General features: G+C 40.7%; 28 protein-coding genes. 7 read left to right on the forward strand and 21 right to left on the reverse strand.

The window, feature by feature from the left end; all coding sequences use genetic code 11:
* Window positions 1-41: 41 nt before the first annotated feature.
* The 4 genes from FBB35_RS04775 to FBB35_RS04790 form a co-directional block, all read right to left on the reverse strand.
* On the reverse strand, window positions 42-1,613 hold the full coding sequence (locus FBB35_RS04775; protein ID WP_174708695.1) for a DUF262 domain-containing protein: 1,572 nt from the start codon (window positions 1,611-1,613) through the stop codon (window positions 42-44).
* A gap of 186 nt (window positions 1,614-1,799) precedes the next feature.
* The gene (locus tag FBB35_RS04780; protein WP_174708696.1) at window positions 1,800-2,231 is read right to left on the reverse strand and encodes a DUF2358 domain-containing protein; all 432 of its coding nucleotides are present in this window, start codon (window positions 2,229-2,231) and stop codon (window positions 1,800-1,802) included.
* A gap of 12 nt (window positions 2,232-2,243) precedes the next feature.
* A complete protein-coding gene (locus FBB35_RS04785) occupies window positions 2,244-3,389 on the reverse strand; it encodes a glycoside hydrolase family 10 protein (RefSeq protein WP_174708697.1) in 1,146 nt (381 codons plus the stop codon).
* Between the two features lie 33 nt (window positions 3,390-3,422).
* Window positions 3,423-4,241, reverse strand: coding sequence for a DUF1206 domain-containing protein (locus tag FBB35_RS04790; protein ID WP_174708698.1), 819 nt, complete (start codon window positions 4,239-4,241; stop codon window positions 3,423-3,425).
* Between the two features lie 206 nt (window positions 4,242-4,447).
* Here FBB35_RS04790 and FBB35_RS04795 point away from each other — a divergent pair, with 206 nt between their 5' ends.
* Window positions 4,448-5,311, forward strand: coding sequence for an alpha/beta fold hydrolase (locus tag FBB35_RS04795; RefSeq protein ID WP_174708699.1), 864 nt, complete (start codon window positions 4,448-4,450; stop codon window positions 5,309-5,311).
* A 312-nt stretch (window positions 5,312-5,623) separates the two neighbouring features.
* Window positions 5,624-6,079: a pentapeptide repeat-containing protein gene (locus FBB35_RS04800; RefSeq protein WP_174708700.1), complete on the forward strand. Its 456-nt coding sequence runs from the start codon at window positions 5,624-5,626 to the stop codon at window positions 6,077-6,079.
* A 266-nt stretch (window positions 6,080-6,345) separates the two neighbouring features.
* Here the strand turns inward: FBB35_RS04800 and FBB35_RS04805 are convergent, their stop codons facing one another.
* The 7 genes from FBB35_RS04805 to rplU form a co-directional block, all read right to left on the reverse strand.
* Window positions 6,346-7,062 (reverse strand): molybdopterin-dependent oxidoreductase, encoded by a 717-nt coding sequence (locus FBB35_RS04805; protein ID WP_174708701.1) that lies wholly within the window; start codon window positions 7,060-7,062, stop codon window positions 6,346-6,348.
* A 7-nt stretch (window positions 7,063-7,069) separates the two neighbouring features.
* Window positions 7,070-7,666, reverse strand: a complete 597-nt coding sequence (locus FBB35_RS04810) for a cytochrome b/b6 domain-containing protein (RefSeq protein WP_174708702.1) — start codon at window positions 7,664-7,666, stop codon at window positions 7,070-7,072.
* Between the two features lie 111 nt (window positions 7,667-7,777).
* Complete coding sequence (locus FBB35_RS04815; RefSeq protein ID WP_174708703.1) at window positions 7,778-8,470, reverse strand: cytochrome c biogenesis CcdA family protein; 693 nt, start codon at window positions 8,468-8,470, stop codon at window positions 7,778-7,780.
* Between the two features lie 8 nt (window positions 8,471-8,478).
* Complete coding sequence (locus FBB35_RS04820; RefSeq protein ID WP_254625824.1) at window positions 8,479-9,135, reverse strand: thioredoxin family protein; 657 nt, start codon at window positions 9,133-9,135, stop codon at window positions 8,479-8,481.
* 60 nt (window positions 9,136-9,195) lie between these two features.
* Entirely contained in the window at window positions 9,196-9,591 is a 396-nt protein-coding gene (locus FBB35_RS04825) for a hypothetical protein (protein ID WP_174708704.1), read from the reverse strand.
* 678 nt (window positions 9,592-10,269) lie between these two features.
* A complete protein-coding gene (gene rpmA / locus FBB35_RS04830) occupies window positions 10,270-10,566 on the reverse strand; it encodes a 50S ribosomal protein L27 (RefSeq protein WP_114084255.1) in 297 nt (98 codons plus the stop codon).
* 30 nt (window positions 10,567-10,596) lie between these two features.
* A complete protein-coding gene (gene rplU / locus FBB35_RS04835; RefSeq protein ID WP_012412344.1) occupies window positions 10,597-11,004 on the reverse strand; it encodes a 50S ribosomal protein L21 in 408 nt (135 codons plus the stop codon).
* 432 nt (window positions 11,005-11,436) lie between these two features.
* On the opposite strand from rplU, the gene FBB35_RS04840 reads away from it, so the two are divergent.
* Window positions 11,437-11,670: a Nif11-like leader peptide family natural product precursor gene (locus FBB35_RS04840; protein ID WP_114084257.1), complete on the forward strand. Its 234-nt coding sequence runs from the start codon at window positions 11,437-11,439 to the stop codon at window positions 11,668-11,670.
* A gap of 309 nt (window positions 11,671-11,979) precedes the next feature.
* Window positions 11,980-13,068 (forward strand): nucleotidyltransferase domain-containing protein, encoded by a 1,089-nt coding sequence (locus FBB35_RS04845; RefSeq protein ID WP_174708705.1) that lies wholly within the window; start codon window positions 11,980-11,982, stop codon window positions 13,066-13,068.
* A gap of 59 nt (window positions 13,069-13,127) precedes the next feature.
* Here the strand turns inward: FBB35_RS04845 and FBB35_RS04850 are convergent, their stop codons facing one another.
* Both FBB35_RS04850 and bchI read right to left on the reverse strand, forming a co-directional pair.
* Entirely contained in the window at window positions 13,128-13,424 is a 297-nt protein-coding gene (locus FBB35_RS04850; protein WP_174708706.1) for a hypothetical protein, read from the reverse strand.
* A gap of 259 nt (window positions 13,425-13,683) precedes the next feature.
* Window positions 13,684-14,808, reverse strand: a complete 1,125-nt coding sequence (gene bchI, locus FBB35_RS04855; RefSeq protein WP_174708707.1) for a magnesium chelatase ATPase subunit I — start codon at window positions 14,806-14,808, stop codon at window positions 13,684-13,686.
* A gap of 329 nt (window positions 14,809-15,137) precedes the next feature.
* Between bchI and FBB35_RS04860 the strand changes: the two genes are divergently transcribed.
* Window positions 15,138-16,403: a glycoside hydrolase family 10 protein gene (locus FBB35_RS04860; protein WP_174708708.1), complete on the forward strand. Its 1,266-nt coding sequence runs from the start codon at window positions 15,138-15,140 to the stop codon at window positions 16,401-16,403.
* A gap of 126 nt (window positions 16,404-16,529) precedes the next feature.
* On the opposite strand, the gene FBB35_RS04865 is transcribed toward FBB35_RS04860, so the two are convergent.
* From FBB35_RS04865 to FBB35_RS04875, 3 genes are all read right to left on the reverse strand, one after another.
* Complete coding sequence (locus FBB35_RS04865) at window positions 16,530-16,733, reverse strand: hypothetical protein (protein WP_368041822.1); 204 nt, start codon at window positions 16,731-16,733, stop codon at window positions 16,530-16,532.
* A 46-nt stretch (window positions 16,734-16,779) separates the two neighbouring features.
* Entirely contained in the window at window positions 16,780-17,127 is a 348-nt protein-coding gene (gene avd / locus FBB35_RS04870; protein WP_174708709.1) for a diversity-generating retroelement protein Avd, read from the reverse strand.
* A gap of 104 nt (window positions 17,128-17,231) precedes the next feature.
* Window positions 17,232-19,154: an SUMF1/EgtB/PvdO family nonheme iron enzyme gene (locus FBB35_RS04875; RefSeq protein WP_174708710.1), complete on the reverse strand. Its 1,923-nt coding sequence runs from the start codon at window positions 19,152-19,154 to the stop codon at window positions 17,232-17,234.
* A 235-nt stretch (window positions 19,155-19,389) separates the two neighbouring features.
* On the opposite strand from FBB35_RS04875, the gene FBB35_RS04880 reads away from it, so the two are divergent.
* On the forward strand, window positions 19,390-19,551 hold the full coding sequence (locus FBB35_RS04880) for a hypothetical protein (protein ID WP_254625825.1): 162 nt from the start codon (window positions 19,390-19,392) through the stop codon (window positions 19,549-19,551).
* A 50-nt stretch (window positions 19,552-19,601) separates the two neighbouring features.
* Here the strand turns inward: FBB35_RS04880 and FBB35_RS04885 are convergent, their stop codons facing one another.
* The 3 genes from FBB35_RS04885 to FBB35_RS04895 form a co-directional block, all read right to left on the reverse strand.
* Entirely contained in the window at window positions 19,602-19,763 is a 162-nt protein-coding gene (locus FBB35_RS04885) for a type II toxin-antitoxin system RelE/ParE family toxin (RefSeq protein ID WP_254625826.1), read from the reverse strand.
* Window positions 19,747-20,013, reverse strand: a complete 267-nt coding sequence (locus FBB35_RS04890) for a type II toxin-antitoxin system ParD family antitoxin (protein ID WP_174708711.1) — start codon at window positions 20,011-20,013, stop codon at window positions 19,747-19,749. Before FBB35_RS04890 ends, FBB35_RS04885 begins: the two co-directional genes overlap by 17 nt.
* Before the next feature lie 86 nt (window positions 20,014-20,099).
* On the reverse strand, window positions 20,100-20,837 hold the full coding sequence (locus FBB35_RS04895; RefSeq protein ID WP_174708712.1) for a Ycf66 family protein: 738 nt from the start codon (window positions 20,835-20,837) through the stop codon (window positions 20,100-20,102).
* A 329-nt stretch (window positions 20,838-21,166) separates the two neighbouring features.
* On the opposite strand from FBB35_RS04895, the gene gndA reads away from it, so the two are divergent.
* Complete coding sequence (gene gndA, locus FBB35_RS04900) at window positions 21,167-22,597, forward strand: NADP-dependent phosphogluconate dehydrogenase (protein WP_174708713.1); 1,431 nt, start codon at window positions 21,167-21,169, stop codon at window positions 22,595-22,597.
* Window positions 22,598-22,758: 161 nt separating this feature from the next.
* On the opposite strand, the gene FBB35_RS04905 is transcribed toward gndA, so the two are convergent.
* The gene (locus tag FBB35_RS04905; protein ID WP_174708714.1) at window positions 22,759-23,898 is read right to left on the reverse strand and encodes a serine/threonine-protein kinase; all 1,140 of its coding nucleotides are present in this window, start codon (window positions 23,896-23,898) and stop codon (window positions 22,759-22,761) included.
* Between the two features lie 196 nt (window positions 23,899-24,094).
* Window positions 24,095-25,186: a calcium/proton exchanger gene (cax, locus tag FBB35_RS04910; protein ID WP_174708715.1), complete on the reverse strand. Its 1,092-nt coding sequence runs from the start codon at window positions 25,184-25,186 to the stop codon at window positions 24,095-24,097.
* Between the last annotated feature and the right edge of the window lie 388 nt (window positions 25,187-25,574).

Here is a 25,574-nt window from a genome sequence, read left to right on the forward strand (position 1 = left end):
ATTACATAAAACTAAGCATTCTATCTCTAGTTTGAGACTATTTAATTTTTAACTGTTGAATTGCAATATGGGTGAGTCAACTGTGCATTATCTAAATTACCTAAGCCACCATCTTGTTTTCTTGTTTTGTGATCTATAGATATAGAGTGGCTGTGGAGATAGCCACCACAAATTTTACATCTTTGAATTTTAGGTAAAGCACCTCTAATAAAAGCTGCGGCTTTAGTTTCTCGTGAAAAATTTTTACTTTGAGTTTCACTTGTGTTTACTCTAGCTTTCATTTTTAATGAACCAAAAGTTTTTTCGGCTACTATCTCCTTTACAACATTTTTTTTATCTACACCTTGTGTTAATTTTTCAACTATTGTCAAATAAAAATCTTTAACCTTTTCTCGTGCCTTGACTGCACTACTTTTACTTACAATTTGTGGAACTATATCATCATGTTGCCAAATCAGAAATTCAAAATCTTTTCTGCATTTTATAAATTTATCATAAGATTTAGTTTTTCCTAGATGTAATATCAAGCTAACAACACCATAAAATGAACCTATCCTATATCGGCTATCGTAAGTATAGAAATATACAAGTGGATGAAGTCCGAGAGATGAAGGATCATTAGTATTTATTCTTTGGGCTAATTTTTGACAATTTGTTAAGAATTTTACAGTATTTTCTCCTGTTGAATCATCATTTAAATCCAGTTCATTTTCTACTTCTATATTGTTAACTATATTGACAAATTCTAAGATAAATTCATTTTTCTGTGAAGTTGATAGATTTCCAACCATTGGAACGTCTGTAGTTTTCATAGGATTTTTAAGCTTAGGCTCAAAAATAAGTTGATGTATTTCTTGAGCTAGTTTTTCAATTTTATCTTGTTTCTCTTGTGAGAACTCTGACCAATATTTATGACCATTACCACTTCTCATAATTGCACGAGCAGCAACGCCATTGGGTTTATTCCTAGCCTTTAATAAACGCATTTCAGTTGGACTAATAGGTGCTGCTTTTTGATTAATGTTAAAAAATGAATCTGCTGCTTTAGATGCATCACCACCAACCCACTGAAGTTGGATACCCAAACTACCCAAATTTCTTGCTCTTTCAAGTGTTTTTTGATCTATTTTGTCTAGATGCTGTGTTGATAATTCATAATCCTGGTAAGAGCCTATCTTATTCTTAATTAGTGTTCTAACTTCCTGACCAGCATTTTTTTGTTCTTCTGTGATGTATGTATCATAAAATTTATTGGAAATATCTTTATCGCCATAATCATCATTTATCCACGCTATTAAAGCACTTAGCCTATGTGAGCCATCAATCACGAAAAAATAACCACTATTACTTCTCCAAAGAATAACAGCTGGTATTAAATCACCATCTAAAAAACTTTCAATAAAATCACATATTTTCTGAGCATCCCACTCATTGGTTTCTCGTTGAAAATCGGGTTTTCGTAAAAATGGATAGAAAAAATCTTTTTGCTCTAAATTACGAATTTGTATCATAGGAATATTACTGAGTATAATTTGAGATTGCTGTCCTTGAACCTCAAATGCTTCTCTAGGTATAAGTGCATCTAGGCTAACTTTTGGGCTATCTTTTACCATGTTCGCTACTGTTTAAGTATAAAATTGTTCTAGTAATTTATTATATATTACAAATATTACAATTTATATAAGGCAAATCGTTGGGATGTAAATAAACGTGAGTTTGAGGAGACTAAAAAACGCCATGAGGCAGTTAAGGCAAATGTTTTGGGAAAATGTAAATCGAGTTTTTTTTTGGGAAAAAAGCTAATTAACCATTTCTCCCCTTTGCCAAAACTGCTTGAAAATTTCACCAGGTTTACGATCCCAAGTGTCAATATGCTCGTATATCAAATTATCTTGATTGAGTTTATATGTTGAATAGCCATTAAAAAGCAACCCTGCTTTCCACGGAACACGCAACACTCCCCGCACTGTCCACTTTGCTAAAATCGTGTCTTCGGCTGACTGAAATACTTCATGCACATCAAAGTAAATTTGGGTAAAAAATAGCCGAGCGTGAAATCGCAATGTCCAAAATATAATTCGATAGTTAAATTTGTATTTGAATGTATTCACAGGGTCTTTAAAATAGATATCGTCTGTATAAATGTGATATGAAATATCTTTTTCAAAAAGTGTTGGTAAATCTTCTTTTAGAGTTTTAATTACCTGTTCCACCGATAATTGAGATTCCACGCGCATTTTTCCTTAAAAAATCTTTTTTAACAACCGTTGCCAAATTGAAGATGTCCTCTTGTTAATCACACCACCCGCACTCAAATCTGACAGAGTGGGAAATGATGCAGACTTAGCATAAGGCCCATTTCGTAAAACTTTAGCTAGGGTATTGTTATTTTCGCGCAAACCTTCGTAAAAAAAGAATACCTCTCCTTGAATACCAAGTTGGCGATTGTATTCAATTGCCTGTACCAGATATTCTGGACTAATACAATAACTGCCAAGCTTCATTAATATTCCCGGTGCTAATTTGGGCAACGTCGCATCAGTGAACTGCTGGTTTACTAGTTTATCAGCGATCGCACAGTAACTCCCAAAGTCACGGCGATAAATCTGCGGCTGAATCATATCGACTATTCCCCGCTTCAGCCAGGTGGGTGAGTCTTGCAGATATTCCTGGAATGCCCAATCATGGATATTAGGTGCGATCGCAACTAGCAAATTAGGATTCACTGCTTTCACCTCACCGTAGAGACGCGCCAAAAACTCAGTGAGAATATCTGCACGCCACTGTAACCATTGTCTATCTTTGGGGTTCTGTGGCGGATTGCGATCGCATTCCTGGCGATAACGGCTGACAGTTCCCTCATCATAGCCACCTTCGCAGGGAAATGCAGGGAAGCGATCGTCACCTTGAATACCATCTACATCGTAATTATTCGCAACTTCCAGCACCAGATTTAACAAGAATTCCTGCACCTGTGAGTCGAGTGCATTCAACCACTCAAAGCCGTTTTTCTTCAGTAAGTTGCCGTTAAAGTCACGCGCAGCCCATTCCGGTTTTTTCTGTAAAAGCACACCACCATTCAAATTGTAGGAACTAGCAAAACCATATTCAAACCAAGGAATTACTTTCAACCCAACTCGCCGCGCCTCCACCACCACTTCTTCTAAAGGGTCACGTCCTACAGACATCGGGTCAATTTCGACTCCAAAGGTCTGCTGCATTGTTTGGCTGGGATACAGAGTTACCGCCTTATTCCAAACAACAGGAAACACCACATTAAATCCCGTCTCAGCCAGAAAATCCATCGCCTCAGCAATGCGTTCCTTTGACCTGAGAACTTTACTATCAGTAGTGGTCAGCCAAATACCACGGGTTTCTATTATTGCCATTTCTATAAATTTAAATTCTCGGCACTGCACCATCTAAACGTTGACTAGCCGGCGATACCGCGCCTGTATTATTGTGTAAATTCCATAAGCAATCAAACCTAGTGCCACAATACCCAAAAGCCATGCTCCATAAGGTTGTTGCGCTAGCGTCTGTAATACTTCATCCAAACCTTCGGCGGTAGCAGCGTTCGAGTGTCTTGCTGCTTCAATTAAGAACCAGCCGATAATAGAAAATACTATACCTCGTGCCGCTAAACCAAATCTGGAAATCCTGATTACCCATTGGGCTTGTGTGTTGCTTAACTCTGTTAAATTGAGTTTTTTACGAAATTTGGCACTAAAAGCTTTATAAAACTGATAGAAGCCTAGAGCAATTACAAACACTCCCACAGTTCCAACTAACCATTGACCAAAGGGTTGAGAAAGCAAACGTGCTGTCCAATCTTCAGTAGAATCACTACTATTTTTAGCGCTGCCTGTACCCATAACAATTTTCACAGCACTTAAGGCTAAACTTGCATAAATTAGTCCATTAACTGCGTAACCAATCCGCACTGCCAAACCTTTGGCATCATTACCTTTATTTTCTGGGTCTTTAATTGCTTGTACAAAACGCCAGATTACGTATCCAATCAAGCCAATTGCAACTAAAGCCAGCAAAAATTTCCCAAATGGCTGGTTGACAATTGTTTGGAGAGCGCCTTGGGTATCAGTTGTTTTACCACCCCTGCCAAAAGCCGCCTGTGCTGCCAGTAGTCCAACTATACCGTAAACTACTCCCTTGGAAACATAGCCAAATCGTCCCAGTCGCTCAACCCACAATGAAGCATGGTTTGTCAACTGTTGTGTCATGGTAGTTGGATGATAATTATATTTACCTTTTACCAAAATTTACCCACGATTCACATCTATCCCAGGGCAAATTGTCTAATTATTTTGTAATAAATCACTATTGTAATACTGCCTTTTAATAGATGTGAGGTTGCTAAAAATCATATTACACTTATTAAGTAAAGTATTATTCTTTAGTATTTTATAATGCTGAATTGTGATTAATTATGTCTTTAATAGAAAGTTCTTGGAAAGACGAATATATAATTACCAATGGGGTGAAACTACACTACGTTACCCAAGGTGAAGGCCCTTTAATGTTGATGTTGCATGGCTTTCCTGAGTTTTGGTACTCTTGGCGGCATCAAATACCAGAATTTGCCCAAAATTTTAAAGTGGTTGCCCTTGACTTACGTGGCTACAACGATAGTGATAAACCAAATGAGCAATCAGCCTATGTAATGGATGAGTTTATCAAAGATGTTGAGGGAGTAATTAAAGGATTAGGATATCAAAAATGTGTATTAGTTGGACATGATTGGGGCGGTGCGATCGCTTGGAATTTTGCATACACTCACCCCGAAATGGTAGAGCGACTAATTATTCTTAACCTGCCACATCCCGCTAAATTTGCCGAAGGTTTACGCACTCCCCAACAGTTACAGCGTAGTTACTATATATTCCTCTTTCAAATACCGTGGCTACCAGAATTACTTTTACAATCTTTAGACTACCAAGCTATTGAAACAGCTTTTAAAGGTACAGCAGTTAACAAGAATGCTTTCACCAAAGCGGATATTGACGCATATAAAAATGCTGCGGCAAAACGCGGTGCCCTCACAGCAATGTTGAACTACTACCGCAATATTTTTCAGCAGAAAATGCTAAATCCAAGTTGGGGCATTCTGGAAGTGCCTACACTGATGATTTGGGGAGAAAATGACACCGCACTCGGCAAGGAACTAACCTATGACACCGCAGCTTATGTCCGAAACTTTCAAATCAAGTACATTCCTAATTGTGGCCATTGGGTGCAGCAAGAACAGCCTGAATTGGTTAATCAGTATATGCGAGAATTTCTGAAGACTTAACCTAATTTGCTAATTTACGAACAAATAATTTGGTTAAGTATAAATGCTTATCAAAATAGCCAAATTATGGCGAGTACTGCAAGCCCTTAAAAAGATTTAACAGAGATTTAACACTAGCAGCTTTTTAAGGTTTATTGAGTAAAAATCAACCAGAAACAGGATATATAGCATTTTTTATCTCGCTATGATAGCAGGTTTATATCACAACTAACTTGTTGGTGCATAGTATACATTGACCTCACAAACTTTAGTGAGATAATAGAGTTGTGAGGGACAGAACGGACGCAACTTGATTATTTAAGGGGGAAAATTATGAAACTCCAGCTATTAGCGGCCATTGCCTTAGCAACTCCCCTATTTTTCGCTAACTCGGTTAAAGCCGAGAATCCGCAGGACTTACAAAAGCTGCTTTCAACTGGGGAATGCATCGAGTGCAATCTATCGGGAGCTAACCTCAGTGGCGCTCATTTAATTGGTGCTGACTTGAGAGGCTCAAAGCTTGAAGGAGCCAACCTTGTAGGGGCTAACCTTGAAGGTGCTGACTTAACTGGTGCAAATTTGGCAGGTGCTAACCTAACATCAGCTTATGTAACCAATGTGAATATGAAGCAAACCAATCTTAACGGAGTAAATTTTACCCGCGCTACGATTCACGATTCTAATGTGTATAAAGCATCAATGAACGATCTAAATCTCACTGATGCCGAAATATTTAACACTGGAATCGGGATTGGTGGAGAAGATGCCGAAATTCCTGATTGGAAATAGGCTCAACTGAGTAGGCAGGTGAAAATAAACACAACATCAGAGAAACTGGTTTTTTGCCAGCATTATCTTTAAAATCTGCCTATACAAAAATAAAAAAATGAACCCCCTTTGCCTTGTAAACTATGACGAAGCAGAGGGGGTTTCTTATTAGGATTGAGCCGATCTGCCTTGGTGCTATTTTAAAATTCGTAAAGCGGGGATGAAAGCGATCGCACTGTGGCAAGCTCAAACCCTTCCTAATTCTTTACTCAGCAACGTTTCGGTGACTATAGTCCTGCAAACCACTCATAGCCCTGATCTTCCCAATAGCCTTTAAGAGGTAACAAATTGCTGACGAATGTAATTTGAGTCACCCACTTGCTTTGCTTATAGCCCAGTTTAATTGGGGATGCTAGACGCATAGGCGCACCATTATCAACTGATAATGGTTGTCCATTCTTTTGATAAGCCATCAGGGTTTGCGGATGTACAGCAGAGGCAATATCCCAGCTTTCATAGTAGCCATCAGCAGACTTAAAGTAGACATAACGGACGTTTGACTTAGGCTGTACCAGCGCTACCAAGTCTCGCAATCGCACACCTCCCCATTGAACGATCGCAGCCCAGCCTTCAACACAGACATGGCGAATTACCATTGAAGTTAAGGGAAGTTTTTCAATATCCCCCATACTCAATTGCATCGGGTTACTAACCTCACCATCAATCTTCAGGCGAAACTGCGCCGGATCAATTTGCGGTGTGAAGTCAAAGGAATTGATTAGCAATTTGTCTGCTTCTATGGCACTAACAGGAAATTCTGGAACTGGTTTCTGACTTAACAGGAGTGCTTCAAGACGTTGGTTTAGTGGCTCAGATATTTGCCGCAGATTATCTGAGAACAAATTTGTCCCACAGCCACCTAAAAGAAAGCCTACACCTGAAAGTCCAGATAGTTGCAGTAACTGGCGACGGGATAAGGTGCGTTTGGGAAGAATCAGACTCATATTACCTCTACAGGAACATAGACTTAACTAGACGGATGCTTCCTACCTTCAGGGCAAGTAAGGAATGAGCAATTGTAAACAGTATGACTGTGGGAACAGTTATAAAGTGAACAGTGCGTAGAGTTTGCCAACTACCAAACAGCCCCGAAAGCCAATGCAGTTGGGCAGGTTTGTACATCACCAGACCACTCAAGATTGCCAGCAGTAGCACTGGAATGATAGCAGTATAAACTAGCCGATGCCATGCGTAATTTTTGCGCTTTGGGTTCTGGCTGACTTGCAATGCTTTTAAGTCACCGCCATCGGCAAAGCGACGCTGCCAACGCCGAGTTACAAAGATATAAAGCCCATACCAAAGTAAATTTAGTGAAAACAGCCACATAGCAGCAAAATGCCAGTGTCTGCCACCGCCTAGCCAACCTCCTAGCAAGATAAAATCAGGAAAATGCCAACCTTCACGCCCGCCAAATACTGGATTAGCATTATATATTTGCAATCCGCTAGTAATCATCAACATGAGACTGATGATATTGATCCAGTGAAAGGTCTTTGATAGAAAAGTCTGACTTGGTGTTGAGCGGGATTTACGTTTAGATGAGGTCATACCAATTTTGGATTTTGAATTTTGGATCTTAGATTTTTAGATTGTTCCCAGTCAGACTTTTGGATTGGGTCTTTTAATCCAAAATCTAAAATTGGCACGCTTATAGCTGTCTCATAGAGGTTGAGTAGGAAAAAACGGAGCCAGCCAAAGTTGTATCTGGACATCCCAACCGAGAAGAATAGCAATTGCTGTCGCTGCGATCGCTACGCCACCTACGCGCTGCAACCCTGCACTATGGACGCGGAGATTGAGGATTCGTTGGCTGAATACTCGCCCACCGTAGGCGATCGCTAATAAAGGTAAACCTGCTCCGATTCCATAAACAACCAGTAGCCAAAATGCACCTGCGACTTGATGATTAACTGCCGCTAGGACTAAAATTCCTCCCAAAACCGGCCCAGCACAGGGAGTCCACAAAAGCCCCAACTGAGTCCCTAGCCAAAACTCTCCCATGAGTCCAATTCTTGGAGGTTTTTGAGCCAAATTGCCGACTGGAATATAAGTAAATATTCGGTAACTCCAGGTGGGGAAAATTGCAATTAATCCCAAAAATAAAAGAAGTGCGATCGCGCCACTCCTTAATAAATTAGCCAAACCCGTAAACCAGGCTGATGTTACACCGAGTAAGCTACCTGCCAGGGCAAAACCAGCGATTAATCCCCCTACCAGTGCTATCGGCCCGTAAGTATGCGATTGGAGCGAGCGCCCTAGTAGCACAGGCAAAATCGGTAAAACACAGGGTGAAAGGATGTTCAAAACTCCTCCCAATAAAGCCAGACTAATTGATAAAGTAGAAGTCGTCATAATTCCTTCTACCCCAATAGCTGGCGGATAGTTTGCTCTATTTTTTCGTATGCCCCTTCACCAATATGGTCATATTGTAGTAAACCCTGGCGATCGGCTAAAAATATATGGGGCCAATACTGATTTTCGTAAGCGTTCCAAGTTTTATATTCGTTATCAACCGGAACCGGATAAGTAATCTTGTGTTGTTGTAACGCCTTTTTTATATTGTTCGGATCTCGCTCGAAAGCAAACTCTGGTGTATGGATACCAATCACCTTGAGTCCCTGCGACTCATACTGGCGATGCCATTTAGTGATGTAGGGCAGAGTACGCTGACAGTTAATACAAGCAAAAGTCCAAAACTGTATTAAGATAACACTGCCTTTGAGGTTAGCGATCACTAAAGGACTAGAATTAAGCCACTGACTGATACCCTGAAACTCTGGTAAACTCTTACCTGCCGGAGTTTTCACAATAGTTTCTAGGTCTTGCGTATTGTTACTTTTTGTAGGAGAAATAGAAGGGGCATTCACTTTTCTAAAGCTGGAAAATGTTGTAGCTGCACCGATTCCGACAACCCCTAAGCCAAGATAAAAAAGTAACTGACGGCGGTAAAGTAGGTTGTGATTCATCAGAATTTCTCCTGTTGAGGTAAAAGCACCAAAGTATAGGGATTGGCTCAAAATTTTCTTGGTAAGCAGCTCCTAATCTTAGTAAAAGAAAAGTAAGATGCAAGGCTGTGGCTAGGGCTTGGTGGAAGCCGGGGATTGCTTCATAACATCACCAGCTTTATCTTTACCCATTGCATCTTTACCCATAGCACCGCCAGCTTTATCTTGACCCATTGCATCTTTGCCCATAGCACCGCCAGCTTTATCTTTGCTCATCGGATCACCAGCTTTGTCTTTACCCATTGCATCTTTACCCATAGCACCGCCAGCTTTATCTTTGCTCATCGCATCGCCAGCTTTGTCTTTACCCATTGCATCTTTGCCCATAGCATCGCCAGCTTTATCTTTACTCATTGCAGGAGAGGCTTCAGGGGCAATTTGATTGTTGCTTGCAGGACTGCTAGAGCAAGCACTGAGACTCGCGGTTAGGCTTAAACCAGCAATTAAACAAAGTATTTTCCAGTTCATAGTCTTCTTTCGTCCTTTGGATAGTTCTTTTTGTATTGATTGATTCAGAGGAAATTAAGCTAAAAGCGGATTCATAAAAGCTATTGAGATAAAGAAGATGCCTTCTTGTAGAGGATTTCATCAGACATTTGCTACTGATGTTTGATTTATCCCGAACATCTAAAGTATCTCTATAACGGCTGAGAGCTTATTGAAACTAAGCCATAATTTTCATAAATTTATCCCTTGAGAAAATTTAGTTAATTCTCAGCATTTTCTCAGGTATTCATGGTAGCTCAAAGCCAGAATCTAATTTAGGTATTATTTCAGCAAAATCTCATACTGAAGAATGTAGAGACGTAGCACTGCTACGTCTCACAAGGGTTCTGGATAACGCACATTTAATTTCTGGAAATGTTTAATCCTAAGAGTTTCAGAACAAACCTATCTCTGGCTGGCTATCCTGAACTTTGGAACATCCAAAAAATTGGTGCTTAAGACTTGATATGCCAAGCTACGCAACCCAATTTTCTTGTGTAATATTTTGTTAGTGAAGATATCTGTGCTTAGATGATCCTGATACTAATATCTATGGGCAATAGAGGAACAAAACGACTTTTAGAATATTTATGCAAATCTGACCATCACACCAGCACTAACTAGCGATTAGGGTGGGTAAATGGTGCCCACCCTAAGATACTAACTTGCTACTGCTTCAGCAGGGGCTGTTTCAACAGCAGTTATAGGTAAATAAACACTAACTTTTTTACGGGTTTTGCCCTTTCTCTCAAACATTACAACACCGTCGATTAAGGCAAACAGAGTGTCATCGCTACCAATACCGACGTTGTTACCAGGGTGAAATTTGGTACCGCGCTGACGCACGAGAATGTTTCCTGCACGCACAACTTGACCGCCATAACGCTTGACACCCAGACGTTGGGCGTTAGAATCACGACCATTGCGTGTACTACCTGTTCCTTTCTTATGAGCCATGATTTCCTCTTATGTATCTACTTATTTTTATTATTCAGCAGCGGTTTCAACTTCTTCGGCAGGAGTCTCATCTAAAACGGGGGTTTCCTTCTCCGCTTCTCCTTGAGCAACAAATACTTCACCGTTAAGGGTGATGGAGTCAATCATAAGTCTGGTAATTTCCTGACGATGCCCCCGTTTTTTACGGGTTTTCTTTTTCGGCTTCATCTTGTATACCAAGACTTTACGACCTCTGTAATGTCGCATTACAGTCCCTTCTACAGTTGCACCTGTCACTAGTGGTTGTCCAATACTGACTGCGCCATCGTGCTGCACAAGTAATACGGAGTCTATTGTAACTTTTTCATCTGGTTCGGTAGGAAGCAGTTCAATGTCATAAAACCGCCCTGGCTCTACTCGTATTTGTTTGCCGCCAGTTTCAATAATCGCGTAGGTCATGGAATTGTCCTTGAGGTTGCCGTACAGGTAGCTGGTTTTTATCTCCTGTAGAGAGGTTTTTGCCAGCTTTTGTAATATGTCTACCTGATCCGAGCAGGAATTAGACAGACAATCTAATATACTATTTTATTCACAGGTGCTAAGTCAAGCTTCCATTTGCCAAAATTCGTGATGGCGATCGCTTACCCAAAAATCAGAATTAATACTTTGTATTTAAAAACTGCTTCCATCTGAGGAATGATTTTTACAAACTAGTAGAAATATTTTAGACTCAAACTTATAGTTTCTTGTCAAAATTCACACATTTATCTTATTTGTTTTAAAATTAAACCTACACACTTAAATCTAATAGTTTTTTACAGAATTTAGTGAACCGAAAAAATCAAATTCATACATTCAAACCTGATATTTAAAACAGGAGATGGACTTGTCATGACACAGCAAAATGCTACCCGACTTTTTCAAGCCGTAAAAAAAGATCAAGCATTGCAGCAAAAGCTTAAAGCAACAGCTGATCCACAAGCTTTTATCAAGATTGCTAAAGAGCGTGGTTATGACTTCACAACTGATGAACTGGAAAATGAAATCAACAAGTTATCAGAAGAAGATTTAGCCGCCATTGTCAATCCAGGATGGGGAACTAGACGGCACCTTAATCCCAGATAATTCCTATTCTAGAAAACTGAAAGTATAGGAAAAACTGAATTGACAAGTTTTGTTCCTAAAGGGGATACTGTTGCATCATCTCCTTTAGGGGCATTTCTGTGAAACGCAAGGCTAAGATCCCCGACTTCTCCAAGAAGTCGGGGATCTCGTTGTTCACGAATCATTAAGTAGGGGTATTATGTACCCATCCTTGGTTGTCTTTCTGCTGTGGGAGTATCTATGCAATGTCTAAAGAGAGTTAAAAATCCTTTCTCTACTCCCCACCTGCCTAACTCGTGAGTTAGGATGGCTATATTTTAATCAGGTGATATGGAAAGAATAGAAGTTGAGCAAAGAACTATTTTAATTGGTTTGGCAGGTAGCCACGGCTATGGTTTAAATCGTCCTGATTCAGACTTTGATTATCGGGGAGTATTTATCGCACCCAAAAGGTACTACTTGGGATTTGATCGTATAGAACAAAAAGATACTGGTTGGGATGAACCAGGAATATTTTCATTCCTGGATGGCAATAAAGACACAGTTATATATGAATTAAGAAAAATCCTCCTATTATTAGCGGGCGCGAATCCTAATGTTTTAGAATTGCTCTGGTTAAATAACTATCCTTTTGTAAGCGCAATCGGACAGCATTTAATTAATCATAAGCAGCTATTTTTGAGCAAGAAGGTAAAACATACTTACACTGGTTATGCCTTTGCTCAAATCAAAAAGATGGAAACTCATCGTAAATGGTTGTTAAAGCCACCACAAAAAAAGCCAATACCATCTGATTTTGCCATAGAAGACGAAGCCCCCCTCAGCAAAGATGAGCTAAATGCTTTTCTGGAGTATCTTTATAACTTAATTAGAGGACGGATTGAGTTTTTGGAAGAAGCGGAACACTTATACAAATTGCTGACGGCAGATATTGATTTTAAAGGAGTGTTAAAACAATATACTTTAGCCGATGAAACTTTAGAATATACTCAAAATTTAACCAATAGCCGTAAAGATTTTATCCACCTGCTTCAAAAAAGCCAAAATTATCAAATAGCTTTAAGAGAATGGAAGGCTTATTTATCTTGGCAGGAAAATAGAAATCCGGCTAGAGCAGAAATGGAAAGAAAGTCGGGTTTTGACCTCAAACATGGGATGCACTGCATTAGATTATTACGCAGTGGAGTAGAAATATTGCGTCAAGGTGAAGTGATTGTAGATAGAAGAATAGCTGGTGATGTTGAAGATTTAAGAGCTATTTTGAAAGGTGAGTATTCTTATGAGCAACTGATGAAAATGGCAGAAGATTTAGTCACTGAAATGGAGGTTGTTTATGAACAATCTACCCTCCCTCACAAACCTGATTTAGAGGAAATTAATAAGTTGTGTATGGAATTGGTAGAGATGCAGAATTGGTGATTGGGAATTGTTAATTAAGATTTCTTTTACATTCCCTATTCCCTATTCCCCATCCCCCATTAAATACTGTACATTAAATCAGCAAACCCATAGAGGCTGATGATCAGCAATAACGATGCTGTTAGTTGGGTAATTCGCGCCTGCGGTGAGGGCGCGATCGCTTCCCGCACTAAAATAGAAATAGATGCCCCAATTATTAAGCTCAAGCATAAAATTAAATATGGTCTATCGCGAAAAAAACTGTCTATTGCCAGCATCGCGATCGCTAATAAGAGCATCAATAATTCTATAAACCTGGGCGGATCGTATCGGCTAGATAGAATAAAGCTGTCGAACCAAAAAGACCAAAATCTCATAGTCAGTGTTGAATGTTGAGTGAGGAATTAAAGTTGTCAGTTGTGAGTTATATACTCAGTAAGCTAAACCACATCTAGTTTGCATATCTAAAATTTATATAACTCTTGTGGGGTAGGTATCTTGCCCGCCGTAATTATGCAATTTAAATGTGGAACAGCTTACTAAGTGCTGAGTGAGGAATTAAAGTTGTGAGATATGAAGCAGCTTTCCCTTAACTCTTCACTGGAGGCGGAGCGTTTCCGGCTCCGCTTCTAACTTTTAACCCCTAGCACCTAACTTTTGACCTGTGCCGTTTTTTTGTGCAGTATCACTTTCTGGTAGTTCGATGCCAAAGACGCGGCTAAAAACTTTGGCGACTTTATAGCCAGAATCAATCGATTCTAAGGGGTCTTTCCGCAGCCTGTGACGCAAGCATAGCGTAATTACACGGCAGATATCATCAACTGTAACTTCAGTGCGTCCTTCATAAGCTGTTAAGGCTTTGGCGGCGCGGTTACTAACAATGTCACCCCGCAAACCATCTACATCCAATTCAGAACAGACTTCAGAAATTTTTACCCGCAGTTCATAGTCAAGTTTCACTTCTGGCAAAAGCTGTTGAGCATTGACAATTTGCTCTTGCAATGCTTCTTGTTGGGGTTTGTAATTTTCGAGAAATACTAGAGGATTTTGGTCAAAATCCGCCCGTTGTTCCACGATTTGTACCCGCAAGGCTGGTTCTTTGACCGTGTGAATTTCTGCGTGCATCCCAAAGCGATCGAGGAGTTGCGGGCGTAGTTCGCCTTCTTCAGGGTTTCCAGAACCTACAAGAACAAAACGCGCTGGGTGACGGATTGAAATACCTTCCCGTTCTACAGTGTTCCATCCACTCGCGGCGGAGTCTAGTAGTACATCTACGAGGTGGTCATCTAGTAAGTTGACTTCATCCACATAAAGAATGCCACGGTTAGCCTTTGCCAGCAGTCCCGGTTCAAAGGCTTTGACACCTTCAGATAAAGCTTTCTCAATGTCGATTGTGCCACAAACTCGGTCTTCTGTAGCTCCTAGCGGCAGGTCTACCATTTGGACTTTTTTATGAGCTACAGGAATTTCCGCCCCTTGTTCTAAGAGTTGGCGGACTTCATCGCTCATCAAGTCAGGGTCGCTAGGATCGCTACTGAAAGGGTCATTGGCAACCACAGAAATTTCTGGCAGCAGATCCGCCAGCGCCCGGATAGTTGTGGATTTACCGGTACCGCGATCGCCCATGATCATTACACCACCAATTTTGGGGTCAATCACGTTCAATAGGAGCGCCAGTTTCATTTCTTCCTGGCCCACAATTGCCGTAAAAGGAAATACCACGCGACGCGCACTTGCCGTGGATTGAGCAGTTGGACTCACTAAATTACCTTAACAATATTTTTCTTATTACAGTTCTCTATTGTTACACAGTTGGGGTGTGGGGGAGTGTGAAGATCAGGGGGCAGGGGGAAGGGGAAGGTAAAGGAGAAAATTTTACCTTGTGCCCCTTCCTTGTCTCTTCCCTCATGCCCAATGCCCCATACCCTATTCCTCATACCAATATCTATTGGGCACAAATGCTTACTAGCTGCGTCTAACTATTTTAATATTGTCTGCTTTAGTTTTTCTGGTGCAAAAGTTCTATAAGCAGGGAACGAACAACTACCAACTCATCAATCCTGTACTAAGCATAAATACTTGTAGACTATATGGTTAGTAGATTCAATCGTAAAAACGAGCAATGGCGTGTGTGGGTAGCTAATGCATCATTCAAATTTATGAAATCACCTTTTATTATTCAAAGTTGGCGGCGACTACTTAAATATCTTTTTCCGATTCTCATTTTAATATCCTTTGTTACGGTATTACTGGTAGATAGTTTTACTCCTGCGATCGCACAGTTACCCCGTCAAGAAATTCGCGGGGTTTGGATGACCACCAATGATTTTGACACCCTCAAAAATCGGGAGAAAGTGCAAGATGCTGTGAGTCAATTACGACGGCTGAACTTCAACACAATCTATCCTGTAGTGTGGAATTCTGGTTATGTAATGTATCCCAGTGCGATCGCACAACGTGCAGGTATTCAACCTTTTATCTACAAAGGTTCAGATGGACATGATATTCTTGCAGATTTAATTAACCAAGCTCATCGCAAAGGATTGCTAGTAATTCCCTGGTTTGAGTTTGGTTTCATGGCTCCTCCAACGTCAGAACTAGCACTGAATTATCCTGATTGGTTCACACAAAAGCGGGATGGTAGCCAAACTTCCATCAGTGCAGCTGGTGAGGTGATGTGGCTTAATCCGTTCCTTCCACAAGTGCAACAATTCATCACCAATCTAGTGCTGGAAACTATCACTCAATATGATGCTGATGGTATTCAGTTTGACGATCATACGAGTTTGCCCTATGAATTTGGCTACGACCAATATACAGTTGCTTTGTACACTAAAGAAACCAAGAATGCTCCCCCAAAAAATTCCCAAGATGCGGCATGGGTAAAGTGGCGGGCAGATAAAATTACGGCATTCATGGTACAACTTAACCAAGCCGTGAAGCAGAGAAAACCCCAGGCGATTTTCTCTGTTTCTCCTAATTACTATGATTTTGCTTACAAGTTTCACCTGCAAGATTGGCTGAGTTGGATACGACAAAATATTGTGGACGAGTTAATTGTGCAAGTTTATCGTCCAAATCTACAAAGTTTTGTGGCTAATATTTCTCGCCAAGAAATTCAAGAAGCACAAAAAATAATTCCAACTGGAATTGGGATTATGACTGGGTTACGAAATAATCCAGTTCCCATGCAGCAAATTAAGTCTCAGGTGCGGGCTGCTCAAGAACGCGGTCTAGGCGTAACTTTCTTTTATTATGAAAGTCTTTGGAACGATGCTCTAGAACCCTTAAAGGAGCGACAAGTTGGATTTGGAAGTCTTTTTCCATCTCCTGCACTCCGCGCCAGAGTTGAATAACTTTCTGTTGAAGATTACGTTAATGGACTAGAAATTAACGTTTTTTCGTCTAATGGTAGTGCGATGTCGCCCTTCCGTTCTGAAAGGCTTAGATTCCTAGCTTCTGCAAAGAAGCTAGGAATCTTGTTAGATAAAGCCCAAAATAGCTCTAATTGTAGTTTCAAAGGTGCGATCGAATTCTTCTTGCAGTTGAAATAACTCTTGCTCTAGATTGTAGTTAAACTCTAAAACATTTTCTCGGAAACGTTTACCCCGTTGTGCTTGCTGGGCGGCTGATAGTAAATTTCCAAATGCTATAATTTTATTCCAAAGATTTCCATATCGTTTCATTTAAATTAACCCACGCAGGTGGGTTTTGTTTGTATAGCCGAGATTTCTAATCGCCTAGTTTAATTTTTTGCTGTTTGATCCATCCACCTAAATCGATGCCAATATCATTTAAAAGCTTTTGGGCATATTCATAACGCTCTGTCTTAATTAAGTTAAACTCTAAAAGTAACCGAGTTTGATAACGTAAAATATCTAGCTTGCTATTTAAGTCTTCTAATTGAGCTAATTTTTGCCTTGCATACCGTGCTATAATTAAACCATCCAATAGGTCATATAATTCTGTAATTATCCGATTTCCTAACAAAAATTTATGATCTCTAGGAAGCCGATTTAAAATTGGCACATACCACTTGATTAAATCGTAAGTTTTTTGTATTATCGGTAAATCACTCATCCATACAAAATTAAATTAAAAAAATGATCGCGCAGAGCGCGAGACATTAAGAAGGGTAAAGAAATAAAGAGCAGAGGGCTAAAGGGCAAAAGTATAAAGGGCTACTAAGTCCTGCCACGAACCAACACAACCCGAAAACCCACGCCGGAGTTACGACCGTCACGCGCGTCATAGCCGCGACACGCCGAGCGGGCATTCCTGGGAGCGCTGGCCCACGAACCACCACGCAGCAGCCGATTATTTTGATTATCATTATCAACTAACCAAGCGCTTCCGTCTTTTGGCGCTCCGTTATAGTTTTCGTGCCACCCATCCTGACACCATTCCCAAATATTACCATGCATATCAAATAAACCAAAGGGGTTTGCAGGAAATTTTCCCACATCTGTTGTTTGATTACGATATTCACCCTTTGGCCCCTGAGCATAATTACCTGGGTATACTGTTCCGTTATAATCCCAGTCTGTCCCCTGGTAATTCGCTAAATCCGTTGTAATCGTTTCGCCAAAATAAAACGGCGTAGTCGTTCCCGTACGACAAGCATATTCCCATTCTGCCTCACTGGGTAAACGATAGGTTTTCTCAGTCTTTTTAGATAGCCGAGCGCAAAACTCAATTGCATCATCCCAAGAAACCTGTTCAACAGGTCTATTAGCACCTTTAAAATTGGATGGTTCGGGATTTAAATCAATATTAACCTTGGGTAAGGCAGCAACGGCTTTCCATTGGCTTTGAGTTACTGTAAATTTCCCCATGAAAAAGGGTTGAATGGTAACTTGGTGTTGCGGACTTTCCCAACTAACTCTTTCTGGCTCACTTTCTGGCGAACCCATAAGAAATTTACCACCGGGAATTGCAACCATTTCCAGAACTACACCATTACCCAGGTTTTCTGTAAAAAACTCAGCGCGTCCACGGCTACGGTTAATTTCATAGGTTTTTTTCCCCATACCCAAAAATCCTGCTGATTTGGGGGTTAAGGTGGCGGTGTCAAACTCAAACGGCCGAGTTTGAATACCTGGGGAAGATGATTCCCTTTTTAGTCGTTCTTGTAATTCTGCTTCCCGTCTTTTATTTTCGGCTGTTTCTTGTTCTAGGCGTAATTTTTCTGCTTGCTGTCTTTTATTTTCGGCTCTTTCTTGCTCTAGGTATTCTTGGCGTAATCTTTCTGCTTGTTGTTGCAGAATTTCTGCTTGTCGTTTTTGATACTCTATTGCTTGTTCTTTTTTTAAGCGAACTACATCTTCATCTTTAAGCAGATAGTATTTCTGGAATGTCTCTAATTGAGCTTCAGCTTTTTCATCCAATGGATGTCCCTGTTCATCTACAAACCTTGTCAAGTATTGCTTGTATTTATCTAGATTTTTCTTATATATACCATAAGGTTCTAATGCTTTCTCTCGAACTGCACTAGCTTCTTGATCTGTTAATTTTAACTTTTCTTGTAAATCTTTTAATATGTCAGATTCCACCAGAGAAATCTCGCCATCAGACGCAAATCCTTCAGCCTTAGAACGATACTCAGCTATTGCAGCTTCCCTGCTTACTCGTTTTTGTTCACGCTCCTTAATTAGTTGTTCAGCCGCAAACTTAATTCCCTGAGCTACATTCGTGAATGCATCGTCTTGATTACTCCAAGATTTAATAGGTAGGGCATTTCTGGGCAGAGCTTGTAATTTAGCAAATGGCGCATCTTGCCAAAAAACGTTTCGCAGAATAATTGGAATGACACAAGCCTCTCCATTTACGTGGCGTTCTATTGCTTTAGTAACTTCAACATCCCAGCAGTATTTAGAAAATATAAAGTCTGAACTGACTAGTAATAAAATGATATCGGCTGTATTTAAATTTTCATTAATCTGCTGATCCCATTCTTTTCCAGGTGGTATCTTGCGATCGTGCCAAGTTGAAGTTATACCTTGCCGTTCCAACATAGTCAGGTGTTTAGCCAGTTCATCCTTTAGGGGTTCGTCGTTGTGAGAGTAGGAACAAAACACCTTGAGTGGTTCTAACGAAACATCTGCCATCTTGCGTCTTCAGGAGTAGTATAAATTACGCTTTTCACAAATTATAGTATTTTTGCCTGATTTCCTTGATAAACTAACTGCGATCGCCAGTGCAACTCCTCATCTCATCGTCTAAAGCCGGAGATATGATACTGCGATCGCTGCATAAATATCTGAAGCTGGGAATATAAAATTGCGATCGCTGGCTAAGGCTGGAAGCAGGTTTAAAATGTATGGTGTCACTTAAAAGAGATTTATGACTCTAACCCTGAACTTGCCACCAGAATTAGAACAATATCTTGCACAACAAGCTAAACAGCAAGGGATTTCTGTGGAAACATATACTTTGCAGATTTTGCAAGAATATATTCTGCCAAAAGAGAAACAGTCTAAATGGGACAACTCAAAAATCTATTGATTGTCCACATCTGCAAATATAGATTTTAAATCCCGATAACCGCTAACTACTCACACAATCACAACACTATCTTCAAAAACTCGATAAAAAATAATGTAGCTATCTAAAGGTATGCCTCTAATGCTTGGATCAAACTTGGCATAACTTCGCCCTATATTTGGAAATTGGGCTATGTTTTGGCAATAAAATATTCCATTATTCTTGAATCTCACGCGCTTTGCATAATTTATCTGATAGTCGCGCCATCACAACTTCAACAGTTATTACATCTCCACGTTCAATAGAAGCAAGCCCAACAGCTATTTTTTTCTGGGTTTCTTCTTCCCATTCCTGATAACCCTTCTCCCATTCTTCCAGCAGTTTCAATGCTTTAGCAATCACATCTTCAGCGTTTTCATATCTACCTGTAGCAATTCGAGTTTGTATAAATTGCTCGTATTCCGCTTTAAGCTGGATGTTCATAATTTTTTTGAAATTAGCCCTAAAATAGCTTGATGGAAATAGTAAAACCCAACATCATATTAGGTTAACGTTGGGTTTCACAGAATTTAACTACCTTGATTAGGCGGTATTTCTTCAGGTGGTGTTTCTGCTGGGGGAGCAAGTACTGCATCCGGCGCAATTTCTTCTACGGGAATCGGTTGCTTCTCCTCAATTTCAAAATCTGGTTGTGCTGCTTCCACCAATTCAGGAGATGGAGGATGTGGTGGAATCGCTTCCGGTACAGTTTCGGTTTTGGCTTCAGTGTCAGTAGTAACTGTCTCCTCTTCTGGTGGTTCTGGTATGACAATAGTTTTGTCAATAATTTCAACAGCAGGTTTCTCTGATAGTACAGAGGTAATATCTTCAGGTTTGGGGATTGTGGGTGTCTTTTTGCTCACAGTCTGCTGCACCTTGTCTTTCGCGCCACTGAAGGTACTACCCAGACCTTTTTGTAACTGGCCGAGCTTTTCCTGAAGGGAAAACTTATTCACCTGTTCCTGAATACCAGTTTTCACCGTCTCAGGACTGGGTACTTGGGTTTGTTGTGCCTGTGGGGTCAGTTGGCGACGTAATGATAGAGTTTGCCAGCCAAACCAGACCAAAAGAGCCACACTAGCCACATGACCCAGCAACAAACCCCCAGTAATGCGTGGTGCAAACACCCATAAGACTAAGGCATAGAATAGTCCTACGCCACTCCAGATAAAGTCATTCTTGCGGTGGATTTCTGGAAAAAAGAAAGCTGATATGTAAATGGCTAAACTACCAAAACCAACCACCAAAGCTAGGATATATGCCAGCATTATTTGGTTACTCCTTTGATTAGGGATTGGGGACTGGGTATTGGGGACTGGTGATTGGGTATTAGGTATTAAGAAGAAAAACTAATTCAGTAAATTAAATTCCTTCCTAGTCCCTAGTCCCTAGTCCCCAATCCCTAGTCCCTAAACTAACAATTTTGCAAATTTTGTCAGTCAATTGTTGATTTAGATACAATTTAAAATTAATTAGCCATGTTAGTTGTGGATTTTTGCCCTTTATTCAAGTCTTAAGGTCTTCTTTAGGGGAGAACGGAAAATATCGGACTACCCTTATAGGTAAAGGATCTGCAAGAGTTAGCCAGAAATTTTTTATGACACTACAAAGCTTTGGTGTGATTGGATTAGCCGTTATGGGTGAGAACATCGCTCTCAACGTGGAGCGCAATGGCTTCCCAATTGCAGTTTACAACCGCTCCCGCGAAAAAACGGATGCGTTTATGGCGCAGCGTGCTACAGGACGGAACGTCAAAGCCGCCTTTACTCTAGAAGAATTCGTTGCCTTATTGGAACGTCCCCGCAAAATCCTAGTAATGGTGCAAGCTGGTAAGCCAGTGGATGCGGTGATTGCTCAACTCAAACCCTTGTTAGAGGAAGGCGATATCATTATCGACGGTGGCAACTCTTGGTTTGAAGATACGGAACGACGCACTCAGGAATTAGAACCCGCAGGGCTTCGGTATCTTGGTATGGGTGTCAGTGGCGGTGAAGAAGGGGCACTAAATGGCCCATCTCTGATGCCTGGAGGTACAACAAGCTCTTACGAGTTTCTATCACCAATTTTCAACAAAATTGCTGCCCAAGTCGATGATGGCCCTTGTGTAACCTACATTGGCCCTGGTGGTTCTGGTCACTATGTCAAAATGGTACACAACGGCATTGAGTATGGCGATATGCAGCTAATTGCTGAAGCCTACGACTTGCTGAAAAATGTTGCTGGATTAGACCATAATCAGCTACATGAGGTGTTTGCTGAATGGAATACCACCGATGAACTCGATTCATTTTTGATTGAGATTACAAAAAATATCTTCCCATATATTGATCCAGAAACAAATAAACCCCTGGTGGATTTGATTGTTGATGCAGCAGGTCAAAAGGGAACTGGACGCTGGACTGTGCAAACTGCGTTGGAATTGGGAGTTGCTATTCCTACAATTACAGCAGCAGTTAATGCCCGGATTATATCTTCGATTAAAGATGAGCGGGTTGCGGCATCTAAAGTCCTCACAGGCCCCAGTGGGAAGTATGACGGGCAAACCAAGGACTTTATCAATAAAGTTCGTGATGCTCTCTATTGCTCAAAAATCTGTTCTTATGCTCAAGGGATGGCGTTGCTATCCACAGCTTCAAAAACATATAACTGGAATTTGGATCTGGGCGAAATGGCGCGGATTTGGAAAGGTGGTTGTATTATTCGCGCTCGCTTTTTGAATAAGATTAAGAAGGCTTTTAGCGAAAATCCAGCTTTGCCTAACTTGCTGTTAGCTCCCGAATTTAAGCAGACAATTCTCGACAGACAGACAGCTTGGCGGGAAGTTATTGCAACAGCAGCAACTCTGGGAATTCCAGTCCCCGCATTTAGCGCATCCTTGGATTATTTTGACAGCTATCGCCGCGATCGCCTACCTCAAAACTTGACTCAAGCACAACGCGATTACTTCGGCGCACATACCTACCTGCGTCTTGACAAGCCCGGAAGTTTCCATACAGAATGGGTACCCATTGCTGAAGCTAAGAAGTAAATTTTCACACACCCACATCAGGATATTGTGAAAAGTTAAAAAGTTTCAGAATACAGTTTTAAGGGTGGCTCTGAGTTTCAGAGTCACTTTCTTTTTCATGAACCACAGAGGCACAGAGAACGCAGAGGAAGATAATAGCAATTATCTACTTTTTATTGATTTTATGGGTTATTATTACCAAGATATTTAGCTTTTAATTCTTCTAATTCTCGATCTATCTCGTTTGTACTTGTAGGTTGAGATGTGGGAGTTGGTGGTTGTATTTTATTTGGCTGAGGTTTGTTACCAACCAAAAATTGGGTTTTAAGTTCCTCTAATTCTAGATCGATTTGACTAGGAGATGGCGATACAAATGTGGCTGGAGAATTAGGTAGTGATTGAGGGATAGATTTTTGCGAGATCGCTGGCGTGGCTGCTACTTGCGACTGGTGATTTAAGTCTTTGAGAACTTCATCCACTGTTTGATAACGCCGAATGGGAATACTTTCTAGCATCTTGTTGATAATCCGACTCAACTCGTTACTAACAGGGGTTTTCAAATATTGCTGCCAAACCCAAGCATCGTTGTGGGTATCATAAGAATCGAAAGGCGATCGCTGAGTTAATAAATTAATACAGGTAGCACCCAAACTGTAAATATCACTGGCAAAAACAGCCCTACCTCTCATTTGCTCAGGGGCAACATATTCTGGGCTACCAATACTAGTACCAGTTTGATTTAAGGCGTTGCCAATGGCAGATTTGGCTGCACCAAAATCTACTAATACTAGTTTGCCATCACCGTTACGTAAAATAATATTTTCTGGCTTAATATCGCGGTGAATTACGTGTCTCGCATGACAAAATTGCAAAACTGACAATAAATCATTTAATAGTTGCCGGATTTGCGTTTCATTAAAAGCACCCAGATGTGCCAATTCCTGGGCTAAGTTTTGCCCGTCGATAAATTCTTGTACAAGATATTGCCGAGCTTCCTGGGTAAAATATGCCAGTAATTCGGGAATTTGAGGATGTTTGCCCAATTCATCTAACCGAACCGCTTCTTGGTTAAATAACTCTACAGCCTTTGCAAGAGTGTTAGTGCCTTGGGATTGGGGATAAAATTGCTTAATTACGCAGCGTGGTTTTGAGGGTTTATCTTCATCCACAGCTAAGAAGGTTTTGCCAAAACCACCTTGTCCGATCGGTTTGATAGCACGGTAACGTTCTTTGAGGAGTAATTTAGAACCGCAAGTCCGGCAAAACTTGACATCAGCAGGATTTTCAGGCTTGGGACAATGGGGATTAAGGCAGTAGCTCATACAGGCGATCGCTCTTATATGTTTCTATTTTCTCCTGTCCCAGGCAAAAGCGGTTTAGATTCGCTAATTATCGAGATAGGTAATTAAACAATTCATCACCCATAATCAAGAACGACACCCAATAGCCCATCGTAGACATCGCTTTGGACTAAACTATAAGCGATCGCTACGACGGGCTACGCCCATACACTGCTAACTACCCCATACTTTCCATAACTGGATGGAAGTAGAAGGCGAACCCCAACACTGTATAAGCAGCTAGTAACAAAGTGCCTTCGAGCCAATTGGATTTACCATCAGAACTAATACTGTTTGCAATCAACACTGATACAACCACAGCTACTAATTCAAAGGGTTTGAAATCCAAATCCATTGGTTGTCCCAATACTCGCCCCGCTATCACCAACACGGGCGCGACAAATAGGGCAATCTGCATACTCGATCCCACAGCTACCGAAAGGGAAAGATCCATCTTATCTTTCATCGCTACGGTGACAGCTGTGGCGTGTTCAGCCGCATTACCGACGATGGGAACCAAAATTACCCCTGTAAACAGCGCCGTCAAGCCTAGCTGAGATGTGGCCACCTCCAGAGAATCTACTAGCATTTCTGACTCAAGTGCCACTAACAAGGTACATACTAGCAGTACACCAACCCACAACATCATATTTGGTTTAGCATGAGGGGTTTCCTCTTCTTCTGTCTCCGCTACACCCACATCATATAAATAGGAGTGGGTTTTCATCGAAAATAGCAGCGTTAAAGCGTAAACCAGGATTAATACGACGGCAACAGCAATAGAAAGATTTTGCAGCGTTTGTTCGTTAATTCCTTGAGAAGTATAATTCATCGCCGTAGGCATCAAAATGGCAATCACTGCCAAATTCATCGAAGCAGCATTCACCCGCGCCACAATTGGCTGAAATGTCTGTTCTTTGTAACGTAGTCCTCCCAAAAGCATGGAAAAACCCATTACCAGCAGTAAGTTGCTGATAATCGATCCCGTGATACTGGCTTTAACTACATCTATTAACCCAGCATTCAGCGCTACTAGGGCGATGATTAGTTCTGTTGCATTGCCAAAGGTGGCGTTTAACAAACCCCCCAATGATGGCCCCACTACCACAGCAATTTCTTCTGTGGCTGTACCCATCCACGCTGCTAAGGGCAGAATCGCTAATCCAGCTGTAATGAAAACTATTAATTCTCCCCACTCCAAAAAGTGGGCTGCAACAGAAACTGGGATAAACAGTAATAAAACGAAAAGAATAATGTTTTTGGTTGACATTTGTTCTCTTGGGTTGAGGGTATCATTCACAGCGAGCAATCCTAAATTTTAAATTTGGAGTGTTGAATTAACAATTACTTTCACTCAGCACTCCGACATGATACTCTCAACCAACCGTAGACCAATTCAGGAATTGTACTGTTTTCAGTTCACTACAGCGTATGTAAAATAAGATTGCGATTTAAGGAGTTTTTGTAATCTTTCGTTGCAAAAGTATGAATTGGAGCCAACATATTACATCAAGAATGGGGTTTAATATATTAAAAGACAATTAAAATTTTAATTGGCGCTCTAACGAGGAAACCCCTAACTGAGTTTTTGTTCAATGGCTAATTACATTTAAGCCTTCAGGGAAAGGGCTGTGCAATAACGCAGATTTGCCACTAGA

The sequence above is a fragment of the Nostoc sp. TCL240-02 genome (assembly GCF_013343235.1).
In the GTDB taxonomy this organism is placed as follows: domain Bacteria; phylum Cyanobacteriota; class Cyanobacteriia; order Cyanobacteriales; family Nostocaceae; genus Nostoc.

Coding starts and splice junctions, on each gene's coding strand:
- FBB35_RS04775 (WP_174708695.1), bottom strand. CDS start 1,613: ATGGTAAAAGATAGCCCAAAAGTTAGCCTAGATGCACTTATACCTAGA.
- FBB35_RS04785 (WP_174708697.1), bottom strand. CDS start 3,389: ATGGCAATAATAGAAACCCGTGGTATTTGGCTGACCACTACTGATAGT.
- FBB35_RS04790 (WP_174708698.1), bottom strand. CDS start 4,241: ATGACACAACAGTTGACAAACCATGCTTCATTGTGGGTTGAGCGACTG.
- FBB35_RS04795 (WP_174708699.1), top strand. CDS start 4,448: ATGTCTTTAATAGAAAGTTCTTGGAAAGACGAATATATAATTACCAAT.
- FBB35_RS04800 (WP_174708700.1), top strand. CDS start 5,624: ATGAAACTCCAGCTATTAGCGGCCATTGCCTTAGCAACTCCCCTATTT.
- FBB35_RS04805 (WP_174708701.1), bottom strand. CDS start 7,062: ATGAGTCTGATTCTTCCCAAACGCACCTTATCCCGTCGCCAGTTACTG.
- FBB35_RS04810 (WP_174708702.1), bottom strand. CDS start 7,666: ATGACCTCATCTAAACGTAAATCCCGCTCAACACCAAGTCAGACTTTT.
- FBB35_RS04815 (WP_174708703.1), bottom strand. CDS start 8,470: ATGACGACTTCTACTTTATCAATTAGTCTGGCTTTATTGGGAGGAGTT.
- FBB35_RS04825 (WP_174708704.1), bottom strand. CDS start 9,591: ATGAACTGGAAAATACTTTGTTTAATTGCTGGTTTAAGCCTAACCGCG.
- rpmA (WP_114084255.1), bottom strand. CDS start 10,566: ATGGCTCATAAGAAAGGAACAGGTAGTACACGCAATGGTCGTGATTCT.
- rplU (WP_012412344.1), bottom strand. CDS start 11,004: ATGACCTACGCGATTATTGAAACTGGCGGCAAACAAATACGAGTAGAG.
- FBB35_RS04840 (WP_114084257.1), top strand. CDS start 11,437: ATGACACAGCAAAATGCTACCCGACTTTTTCAAGCCGTAAAAAAAGAT.
- FBB35_RS04845 (WP_174708705.1), top strand. CDS start 11,980: ATGGAAAGAATAGAAGTTGAGCAAAGAACTATTTTAATTGGTTTGGCA.
- FBB35_RS04850 (WP_174708706.1), bottom strand. CDS start 13,424: ATGAGATTTTGGTCTTTTTGGTTCGACAGCTTTATTCTATCTAGCCGA.
- FBB35_RS04860 (WP_174708708.1), top strand. CDS start 15,138: ATGGTTAGTAGATTCAATCGTAAAAACGAGCAATGGCGTGTGTGGGTA.
- FBB35_RS04865 (WP_368041822.1), bottom strand. CDS start 16,733: ATGAAACGATATGGAAATCTTTGGAATAAAATTATAGCATTTGGAAAT.
- avd (WP_174708709.1), bottom strand. CDS start 17,127: ATGAGTGATTTACCGATAATACAAAAAACTTACGATTTAATCAAGTGG.
- FBB35_RS04875 (WP_174708710.1), bottom strand. CDS start 19,154: ATGGCAGATGTTTCGTTAGAACCACTCAAGGTGTTTTGTTCCTACTCT.
- FBB35_RS04880 (WP_254625825.1), top strand. CDS start 19,390: ATGACTCTAACCCTGAACTTGCCACCAGAATTAGAACAATATCTTGCA.
- FBB35_RS04890 (WP_174708711.1), bottom strand. CDS start 20,013: ATGAACATCCAGCTTAAAGCGGAATACGAGCAATTTATACAAACTCGA.
- FBB35_RS04895 (WP_174708712.1), bottom strand. CDS start 20,837: ATGCTGGCATATATCCTAGCTTTGGTGGTTGGTTTTGGTAGTTTAGCC.
- gndA (WP_174708713.1), top strand. CDS start 21,167: ATGACACTACAAAGCTTTGGTGTGATTGGATTAGCCGTTATGGGTGAG.
- FBB35_RS04905 (WP_174708714.1), bottom strand. CDS start 23,898: ATGAGCTACTGCCTTAATCCCCATTGTCCCAAGCCTGAAAATCCTGCT.
- cax (WP_174708715.1), bottom strand. CDS start 25,186: ATGTCAACCAAAAACATTATTCTTTTCGTTTTATTACTGTTTATCCCA.